A 1,168-nucleotide genomic window follows, 5' to 3' on the forward strand; every position below is an offset into this window, starting at 1 on the left:
CCGTGCTGACCCGCTTCTTTGATGCCCTCTCAGTGCATTTCCCGGAGGGGGAGCGCTTCTTTATCCAGTCAGTGCGTAACTTCAAGGATCAAGTGACAGATGATCAGCTGAGCGAGGATATTCGTCACTTTATTCGCCAGGAAGGTCAGCACGGGATTGTCCATGATCGTTTCAACGATGTGATGGCCAGCCAGGGCGTGGATGTGGATAAGGTCACTGCGAATCTAAGGACCTTTATTCGCACCACACAAAAGTACCTGCCGAAGAAGTATCAGCTCGCCATGACGGCGGCGTTTGAGCACTTTACGGCAACCCTGGGCGAAACCATGGTCAGCGAGAAGAGCGAGATGTTTAGCGAGGCTGACCCCGTCATGAGAGCGCTATTTCTGTGGCACGGGGTCGAAGAAGTAGAGCACAAGGCCGTGGCCTATGATCTTTATCAGGGCGCAGCAGGTGGAGGCTACTTGACGCGCGCGTCTGCGTTGGTGGTTGCGACCCTGATGGTTCACCTTGTCGTGGCTCCAGTATTTTGGAATATGCTCAAGCTTGATGGCGTAACGCGCCAGCCTGGTGTGATTCTGCGAGGCCTGAACAAGCTTTATGGGCGAAAAGGTATTCTCACAGGCATGCTGCCTGATTTCCTCGCTTGGTTCCGCCCTGGATTTCACCCTTGGGATACNGGTATGCCTGAGAAGGTTGCCGCGTGGTTGGCGGAGTATGAGACTCATGGAGATCCGATGCGGGCATCGGAAACCATTTACGGTCCGGCTCCAGTGAGTGAGGCAGCCTGATGCATGGAGACAAGCAGGATCTCCCCAGTACCGTCGATGTTCCTCATACACATCGGCCTGGGCGTCACTGTGGCAGTTCAGCTATCAGAGACCTGCTGGAGTTTCATGGGCTTAATTTGACGGAAGCTTTCTGCTTCGGGCTGGGTGCCGGGCTTGGTATTACTTATGTGGAAATACCAGGCACGGACACCCCGTTTATTGTCCATGTCCGTTCAATGGGATTTGAGGAAACGGTGTTCTCTACACTGGGCGTGCCGTTTCGCTGGGAAACTTGGCAAGATAAATGTGCTGCCGCCGATGCGCTGGATGCCCATCTTGATGCGGGGCGGCCTGCGCTTCTCTTAACTGATATTTTTTACCTTCCTTATTTCAAGAGC

The 1,168-nt window shown here is 54.0% G+C and carries 2 protein-coding genes; both read left to right on the top strand.

Annotation, left to right across the window (positions count from 1 at the left end; all coding sequences use genetic code 11):
* Positions 1 to 791 (top strand): metal-dependent hydrolase (locus A3730_RS03100; protein ID WP_197477247.1); only part of this gene is annotated, 791 nt, incomplete at its 5' end.
* A partial coding sequence (locus tag A3730_RS29395) for a BtrH N-terminal domain-containing protein (protein ID WP_197477248.1) occupies positions 791 to 1,168 on the top strand: 378 nt, incomplete at its 3' end. The genes A3730_RS03100 and A3730_RS29395, both read left to right, overlap by 1 nt.

It is taken from the genome of Alcanivorax sp. HI0044 (assembly GCF_001634945.1).